At 48.7% G+C, this 8,070-nt stretch carries 7 protein-coding genes; all 7 read right to left on the bottom strand.

Annotated elements, in window-relative coordinates; all coding sequences use genetic code 11:
• Window positions 1-1,040: DUF3987 domain-containing protein (locus H6A34_RS12630; protein WP_205105810.1), on the bottom strand; the 1,040-nt coding region annotated here is incomplete at its 3' end.
• A complete protein-coding gene (locus H6A34_RS12625) occupies window positions 1,040-1,399 on the bottom strand; it encodes a helix-turn-helix domain-containing protein (protein ID WP_205105809.1) in 360 nt (119 codons plus the stop codon). The genes H6A34_RS12625 and H6A34_RS12630, both read right to left, overlap by 1 nt.
• 302 nt (window positions 1,400-1,701) lie before the next feature.
• The gene (locus H6A34_RS12620; RefSeq protein ID WP_205105808.1) at window positions 1,702-2,958 is read right to left on the bottom strand and encodes a site-specific integrase; all 1,257 of its coding nucleotides are present in this window, start codon (window positions 2,956-2,958) and stop codon (window positions 1,702-1,704) included.
• Window positions 2,955-3,515, bottom strand: a complete 561-nt coding sequence (locus H6A34_RS12615; RefSeq protein ID WP_205105807.1) for a helix-turn-helix domain-containing protein — start codon at window positions 3,513-3,515, stop codon at window positions 2,955-2,957. Before H6A34_RS12615 ends, H6A34_RS12620 begins: the two co-directional genes overlap by 4 nt.
• A 209-nt stretch (window positions 3,516-3,724) precedes the next feature.
• Window positions 3,725-5,653 (bottom strand): molecular chaperone DnaK, encoded by a 1,929-nt coding sequence (gene dnaK, locus H6A34_RS12610; RefSeq protein WP_205105806.1) that lies wholly within the window; start codon window positions 5,651-5,653, stop codon window positions 3,725-3,727.
• A gap of 687 nt (window positions 5,654-6,340) precedes the next feature.
• Window positions 6,341-6,913 (bottom strand): sugar O-acetyltransferase, encoded by a 573-nt coding sequence (locus H6A34_RS12605; protein WP_205105805.1) that lies wholly within the window; start codon window positions 6,911-6,913, stop codon window positions 6,341-6,343.
• A gap of 249 nt (window positions 6,914-7,162) precedes the next feature.
• Window positions 7,163-8,002 carry a CvfB family protein gene (locus tag H6A34_RS12600; RefSeq protein WP_205105804.1) on the bottom strand — a complete coding sequence of 280 codons (840 nt, stop codon included), beginning with the start codon at window positions 8,000-8,002 and terminating at the stop codon, window positions 7,163-7,165.
• Between the last annotated feature and the right edge of the window lie 68 nt (window positions 8,003-8,070).

Genomic DNA, 8,070 nt, shown 5'->3' with positions numbered 1-8,070 from the left:
TTGGCCAAAAGGGTCAAAGTCGCGTGGCTTTTCCACACCATACTATCGTCTTTGATTTGGTTTACTTTGTGGATTAACTCATTACGCCAGTTGGTAAAATAGGCGCCAGCCTCTGTTGAAAAGTTCAGCACGTTTTGTAAAGCATAGTCGTTGTTCTCAGCCGTCATGAAACAAATCTCGCAAATACGGTTGATTATATCCTCCCACAAGGCAGAATATTTCTCAAACGATGAGGATGTGAAATCTTCGTCAATCTGCCAGTCTGATATTTCCTGTGATGGGGGATAAACGAAAATTATTCTATCCAACAGGCCATTGTCCTTGTACCCTTTATCGACTAGTTCATGCACACGAGTTGTCTGCATCGTGCCGACTATATTTATAAAAGGCCGCTCAATATGGATAGGTATCGGCATACTGCACCTTGACACATCAAGAGGCTTGCCGCTAAAAGCTGTTAAAAGCTGTTCTATCAGTTGCCCCTTGCTGTATTGGTTCACGGCGTTGAACATTCCCATTATTTCATCCACATACACAGTCACTCCTCTTGGATTGTCATTAAGCGCACGAATAAGAGCTTCAGGAGTGAAGTCAGAAATGATTGTCCGCTTCAATATCGGTTTAGGTGGCAATGGCGGCCTTTCGTCTTTCCTGCCTTTCTGACTTTCCAATATGGAATTGTAGTTTTCCATGTCTATCTTGAATTGCTTAATGACTTTGGCATCACGCTTGCGGATGGGGCGAAAAGCGAAGTCAAGCGGAGGAGTTTTACCCATGCCTGGCCGTCCAACTAGTATCAGATAAAGGATAGGACTACTAACCCAGCCACCACGGATGCGGATGTTGACTGCATTGCCGATGGCTGTTGACGCTGCCGCAATAAGGGATGTCATTGTGTACTCAATGGAATAGTTTTCTTGCCGTGCCAATACCAGAACCATGTCCTGCAGTTTGGCAGGAAACACATCCAAAGGTATCTTGTTCTCTATGATACCCTCGAACTCCATTCTGATGCTGTTGCACAAGTCAAGTGAATCCATTAGAACGGTCTGTTTCGTTTAGCATTAATGAATTGTGCAGCTTCTTCCGCCAATTCCTTCTGTGATTTCCGCTTGCCGTCATGAAGCCATGCGTCAATCTCCGATTTTAGGAACATAATACGTTTGCCTCTCTTATGAAACGGAATCTGGTGGCAACTCGTCCATCCGTAAACGGTCTGTTCAGCCGGATGGCTAGGCAGGTATTCGCACAGTTCTTTCAGGTTCATCCACTGGTCGGCAGGCCGTACTAATGGAATGTTGTTCAGACCGTCAATCTTGGAATCAAGCTTATTGAGCTTGTCCATCATCCATGACATTGCCTTGGGCAAATCTTCAAATGTAATGTTCTTGTCTTCCATATCGTTATCAGTTGATTTTGCCGCAAAGTAATGGCAAATCTCAATACTGATTTATGGGTGACTAATATCACATAAAGAAACATCAGTAGGTCATAAGAATCATAAACGATATGCGCTGATTATTAGTAGACATAATGGGGAATTCCATTATCAGATTTTTTCGATTATGCCTTTCGGCATAAGGGAATCATCACTATGCCATAAGGTAATTGAACAAAAAGAGAATAGAAACAGAAAGCCATCCACATAAAAGGTGCAGATGGCTAATGATATATAATATAAGTGGAAGTGTGAATAAAAAGTCATTCGGTCATTGGCAAATCCAACCTTATGGTCTTTGTAGCCTCTTCCTTTTTCGCATCAACCACTTTTGCATACACTTGAGTTGTACGGACATTCGTATGACCAAGCATTTTGCTGACAGTATAAATGTCTGTTCCTCCGGCGAGTTGCAGGGTTGCATACGAGTGCCTAAAGCAATGGTAGGTGATGTGCTTCGTTATTCCGGCTTCTGCAACCCATTTCTTAATTGGACGGTTAATCCATGACGGGTCGGGAAGTCCTGCAAAAACAAATTTCTCACCGTCTTTCCTTTCGCCGCAAAGTTGGTATGCCTGTTCGGATATGGGCATATACTCAACACCTTTGGTCTTTTGTTGGGTAAAGTTCAAGCGGTAACCGCCATTAAATTCTTCAATCTCTGACCACTTCAATTTTTGTATGTCGCAATGACGAAGTCCTGTCAATGCAGAAAACAGCGAGGCTCGTTTTAATAATGGGTCACATGGAGTTTGCGCCAGACGATTCAACTCATCAACCGTCAGATATTCTCTGCGGCTCTCTCTTCCTTGAATGCCTTTGACCTTTGCCCCAATATCAACAGTCAGATAGCCATCAATAAAAGCCTGCTTCAATGCAGCCTTGAATATTGAGAAATAAGTGGATGCCGTGTTTTGAGAGAGAGTACCATTCTTTGTCCCACCTTGTGGTGCGTTGAGAATAAATTGCCGGAACGATTCTACAAACTTTAAGTCTATATGCGAAAAAGGAATGGCATTGCCTTTTGAATAAATCTTCAGCAGTTCATATACACGGTTCCAGTTGGCGATGATAGAATCAGAACTGTGCGCATGACGGGTGCGCTGCACATGGTCAAAGTATTCAATGAAACTGCAACGGGAACGCTCTAACTGTTCTGCTTGTTCTGCATCTGTTTCAGAATATAAAGAAGCATTATCATATTCCTTCTGTCGCAGGCTTCTCACCTTATCGGCATAGATGCACGATTCTTGGTCTAACTGTGATTTGCATTGGATGATACCGTTCAAATCACGTTTAGGCTTATAAGTGGTTTTGCCGTCTTTGTCAGTTCGGGCGTTCCGCGACTTATCCCAAATGGGAGTGGTGATGGTACGGTTCAGGTATTCACGCACTCTTTGGGGAGAGGATTTGTCTGCTTGAAAAACCGGATAGGCTTCAACATACAGATACCATTCCTCGCGGTATTCCGACTTGCGGAGTTTTACCGAAACTCGTGTATTGGCCAACGCTTTCTTCATTGCTTCGCTCCTTTATATAGATTATCAATTTCTTTCTTGGGGGCATAGACGAAGTTACCTATCTGACGGGTAGGGATAGAAAATCTGCGGATATGCTGATAAACCGTGCTGTCATCCAAATGAAATTTCTTGGCTATCTCACCAATGGTATAACAGTCTTTGGGCTCTAGACTATACAATTTGGTAACGGGCTTCGGTTTAGCCAGAGCTTTCTTGCGTAACGGATATAGCTTCAGCAATTCTTCCTTGCTGACACGAATTTGATTAGTGCCAAGATTTATATGTGAGATGGTGCCTTTATGTATCAGTCGGTACAATGTGTCTTTGCTGATGCCAAACAGGGCATAGGCTTCCGACACCTTAATATAATCTTGGTGCTTCGGGATGCTTTTCACTATTTCATCTAATCGTAGGTTCCGCTTCTCCTCGTCTTTCCTACGCTTATACGCAATGTTGGAACAGCGTTTAGAGCAATACCATGATTCTATGGTCTTAGCAATGAACTCTTGACCGCACACTTGGCATTTGCGCTTTATCTCGAACTTTGCTGCTGGCATAATGCTGATTTTTACTTGTTTGTATTTGGCCCGTTCATATTTTGTCGCACATTTCCTACTTTTTTACCGCGGCACAAATATGGTACAAATATACAATAAAAATCCGAGAAACAAGCAAATCCGTCAGAAAGTGTTAAAATAAAAATAGGGCGTAACTCGTTGAGCTACACCCTATTTTACTATTGATAGTTATCGTTGTTTACCGATACTTACTTCACTTCCTCGAAGTCTGCGTCCTGCACGTTGTCGTCAGATTTACCATTGCTCTGCTGTTGCTGTCCTGCGCCGGCGTTGTTGCCGGTGAAGCCTTGGCCTGCGTTGGGCTGTGCTCCGCCTGCCTGCTGGTACATCTGTGCGCTGGCTGCCTGCATTACGGTGTTGAGATTGTTGATGGCGTTGTCTATCGCCGTGATGTCACCGCTCTTGTGGGCGTCGCGGAGCTGCTGGAGTGCAGACTCGATGTTCGACTTCTGGTCGGCAGGAATCTTGTCGCCGTTGTCCTTCAGGAAGTTCTCGGTGGTGAAAATCATCGAGTCTGCCTGGTTCATCTTGTCCACGCGCTCACGCTCTTTCTTGTCGTTCTCGGCGTTCTGCTCGGCCTCTGCCTTCATGCGGTTTATCTCGTCCTGTGTCAAACCTGACGAAGCCTCTATGCGGATGGCCTGCTCCTTGCCGGTAGCCTTGTCCTTGGCGCTTACGTTGAGGATACCGTTGGCGTCGATGTCGAAGGTTACCTCAATCTGAGGAACGCCACGGCGTGCCGGCGCTATGCCTTCAAGATTGAACTGGCCTATGCTCTTGTTCTGCGCAGCCATCGGTCGCTCGCCTTGGAGTACATGTATTGTTACGGCCGTCTGGTTGTCAACTGCGGTAGAGAACACTTCGCTCTTCTTGCACGGAATGGTGGTGTTGGCGTCGATAAGCTTTGTCATCACGCCGCCCATTGTCTCGATACCGAGTGTAAGCGGTGTCACGTCGAGCAGCACGATGTCGCCTACGCCGCTCTCCTTGTTGAGGATTGCGCCTTGGATGGCTGCTCCTACGGCTACCACCTCGTCGGGGTTGACACCTTTTGAAGGCTCCTTGCCAAAGTAGTTCTTAACCAACTCCTGCACGGCAGGGATACGGCTTGAACCGCCCACGAGGATAACCTCGTCGATGTCCGACGTTGTCAGCTTGGCGTCGCGTATGGCGTTCTGGCACGGAACAAGGCAAGCCTGGATGAGCGAATGTGCCAGCTGCTCGAACTGTGCGCGTGTAAGGGTCTTTACCAGGTGCTTAGGCACACCGCCTTCAGCCGTGATGTACGGCAGATTGATTTCCGTTGAGCTTGAGCTTGACAGCTCTATCTTGGCTTTCTCGGCTGCTTCCTTCAGGCGCTGCATTGCCATCGGGTCTTTTGACAAGTCTATTCCTTCGTCAGCCTTGAAACCGTTTACGAGCCAGTCGATGATTACCTGGTCGAAGTCGTCACCTCCGAGGTGGGTGTCGCCGTTGGTAGAGAGCACCTCGAACACGCCGCCGCCGAACTCAAGTATTGATATATCGAACGTACCGCCACCAAGGTCGAACACTGCAATCTTCATGTCCTTGTTGGCCTTGTCCACTCCGTAGGCCAGCGCTGCGGCCGTAGGCTCGTTGACGATACGGCGGACGTTAAGTCCGGCAATCTGTCCTGCCTCCTTGGTTGCCTGGCGCTGAGAGTCAGAGAAGTATGCGGGCACGGTGATGACGGCGTCGGTCACTTCCTGTCCGAGATAGTCCTCGGCGGTCTTCTTCATCTTCTGGAGCACCATAGCCGAGATTTCCTGCGGAGTATATTTGCGTCCGTCGATGTCTACACGGGGATAACCGCCCTCATTCACTACCGTGAACGGTACGCGCTCAGCCTCCTTGCGGCTCTGGTCGTACGTCTCGCCCATGAAGCGCTTGATTGAGTAGATGGTGTTCTTCGGGTTGGTGATGGCCTGGCGTTTAGCCGGGTCGCCAATCTTACGCTCACCGTCCTTTACGAAACCTACAACCGAAGGGGTGGTGCGCTTGCCTTCGCTGTTAGCTATTACAACAGGTTCGTTGCCCTCAAACACGGCAACGCAAGAGTTTGTTGTACCTAAGTCAATTCCAATAATCTTTCCCATAATTATTTCTTTTTTATTTGTTATCAATTTAGTAATGCTTTTGCGGTATCGGAACATTGCCGCTCCATATCCCGGCAAAAAGCCACTAATTATTTAACAAAACGTATGCCAACAGCGTAACTATGCCAACCGGCATGCCATTTTGTCGCAATATGTGGCAGATGTTCCCTCTTGTTAGCGCATAATATGGCATATCCTGTCAGCGTTTTAGCCCCCGCCGATGAATGAAGCGCTGCGCGCTAACCACCGACATTACGGCGGGCTGATTGCGAAAGACGGCCTTTTACAGCGCAAAAGGCCGTCAACAAGGCGATAAAAGGCCGTCTTTCGCAACGCAAAACATGGCCTTTGGCAAACCTCGCCACGGCCTTACCTCATACAGCCGAAGGCCGCACGCCTTGCCTTTACATACGGCATGCGGCAAAAGCATTGGGCCACAGGCTTTTAGTGGGCAACGAGCCAGCCGCCATGACGCCACCTACGGCTTAAGCACACACGGTCAGGAACAAGGGCGAATGACCACCGCAAGCGGGAACACCAGCTACACTTACGTAATTATCTTCCGCCGCCCCGGCCTTAAAAAGACTTGACTCTCCACGGACATCGGCATAAAACAAAGCGGCACGGACAAGGCTTCCAGCCTGCCCGCGCCGCCGCCGTCAAGTCAAGACGTCCTCTTAATACCTGTTACTTGCGCCTTGGCTCTATCGTCTTAATAACCTTCGCGGGATTGCCTCCCACTACCGTCATCGGCGGAACGTCACGCGTCACCACGCTGTTGGCGCCGACTATCGCTCCATAACCAATCCTCACACCGGGCAAGACGGTTGAATTTATGCCTATCCACACCTTGTCCTCTATCACTATCGGACGGCCGTAAGTGGCGCTGCGGTTATCAGGGTCGGGGTCGTGGTTGATTGTTATGAGGTTAACTTTCGGCGCGATGAACACATCGTTGCCCAAGGTTATCCCGCCACGGTCGAAGAACGTGCATCCCTGCTGTATCCAGCAACGCTTGCCAATACGGATATTCTTGCCGAAATCAACATAAAACGGCGGCAGCAAAGTAACCGACGGGTCTATCTCCCGGCCCGTAATGCGCGAGAGGTAGCCGCGCGTCTCTTCGGGCGTATGGTATCCGTCGTTAAGCTCATAAGCCAGCCTCATGGTCTCGAAAATAGAGTTTATCAGCTTGTCATATCCGGGTTCGTCCGGCGAGACCATTGCTCCGGACAGGTCTTTCTCGAAAATGTCTTCCATACTTATTACCTTTTTGTTTCACGCTGCAAAGGTAATGCATACACGCGTAAGCCTGCTTACCGATGTTACGGACAGTTGTATTCATTTTACGGAATGTAGCAATCTGGCCTCGATGAATGGCCGACAGCCGGCATATGGCGCACGGCATACGCCCCGCAGACCGTCCGTAACAACACCAAAGGCCACCTTTCAGCATGTAAAAGGTGGCCTTTGGCAATGCGCCCTACAAGGGGCGCTCACGGCAATGGTTTACTTTCTCAACTTTATACAGTCGTCACAAAGCACTATCAGGCGGCGTTTGTACAGGTCGCCCACAGCCTTCTTGTAGTTTTTCTTGCTTACATTGAACTTCGAATAAATGTCCTCGGCAGGGCTCTTGTCCGTTAGCGGGCATACTCCGCCGTGACTTTCAAGATAGTCGAGCAGCACGTCGCTGAGATTCATGGTCATCTGCCGCCCGGTAGGTTGCAGCATTACGTCTATCTTGCCGTCCTCGCGCACGATGTCGATGTAGCCTGTAAGGCGGTCGCCCGTGCGTATATCCCTGAACACCTGGTTCTTGTAGACGAGACCGGGGAAGCGGTTGTCGATTATGACCTTGAAGCCAAGGTCGGTCTTCTGCCATACAAGCAGGTCAACCTCGTCGCCATGCTGATACGGCGGGAACGACGGGTCAAAATAGTGCTCGACCTTAGCCGAAGCCACTATACGGTAGCTCTCTTTGTCAAGATGCACGTGCACGATATACCCCTTGTCCTTCTCCATCTTCATTTTCTGCTCACGGAAAGGGCAGAAAAGGTCTTTCATCAGTCCCCAGTCGAGGAACGCACCGTACTCGTTCACCCACGACACCTTGAGGAAAGCGAAGTCGCCCACCTTGGCCAGCGGCGTCTGCGTGGTTGCCACGAGCCGCTCCTCGTTGTCAAGGTAGACGAAAACGTCAAGCTCGTCACCCGGCTTACAGCCCTCTGGCACGTATCTCGCGGGCATAAGCACCTCCCCTTCGTCGCCTCCGTCAAGATATATTCCGAAATCAACCTGCTTGACCACGGTCATGCGGTTGTAGTCACCTAATTTTATAAAGGTCATAATTCTTCTCTTATTATTGTATTTATGTGGAGTTAAGGAGTTATGTAGTCAAGGAGTTAAGACAAATG

Source organism: Marseilla massiliensis (genome assembly GCF_016899855.1).
Classification (GTDB): domain Bacteria; phylum Bacteroidota; class Bacteroidia; order Bacteroidales; family Bacteroidaceae; genus Prevotella.
The sequence above is the reverse complement of the archived record's forward strand: the minus strand, read 5'-3'. Positions and strand labels throughout refer to the sequence as shown.

Excerpts from the sequence above, each read along its gene's own strand:
- H6A34_RS12625 (WP_205105809.1), bottom strand. The coding sequence starts at position 1,399 with ATGGAAGACAAGAACATTACATTTGAAGATTTGCCCAAGGCAATGTCA.
- H6A34_RS12605 (WP_205105805.1), bottom strand. The coding sequence starts at position 6,913 with ATGGAAGACATTTTCGAGAAAGACCTGTCCGGAGCAATGGTCTCGCCG.
- H6A34_RS12615 (WP_205105807.1), bottom strand. The coding sequence starts at position 3,515 with ATGCCAGCAGCAAAGTTCGAGATAAAGCGCAAATGCCAAGTGTGCGGT.
- H6A34_RS12600 (WP_205105804.1), bottom strand. The coding sequence starts at position 8,002 with ATGACCTTTATAAAATTAGGTGACTACAACCGCATGACCGTGGTCAAG.
- H6A34_RS12620 (WP_205105808.1), bottom strand. The coding sequence starts at position 2,958 with ATGAAGAAAGCGTTGGCCAATACACGAGTTTCGGTAAAACTCCGCAAG.
- dnaK (WP_205105806.1), bottom strand. The coding sequence starts at position 5,653 with ATGGGAAAGATTATTGGAATTGACTTAGGTACAACAAACTCTTGCGTT.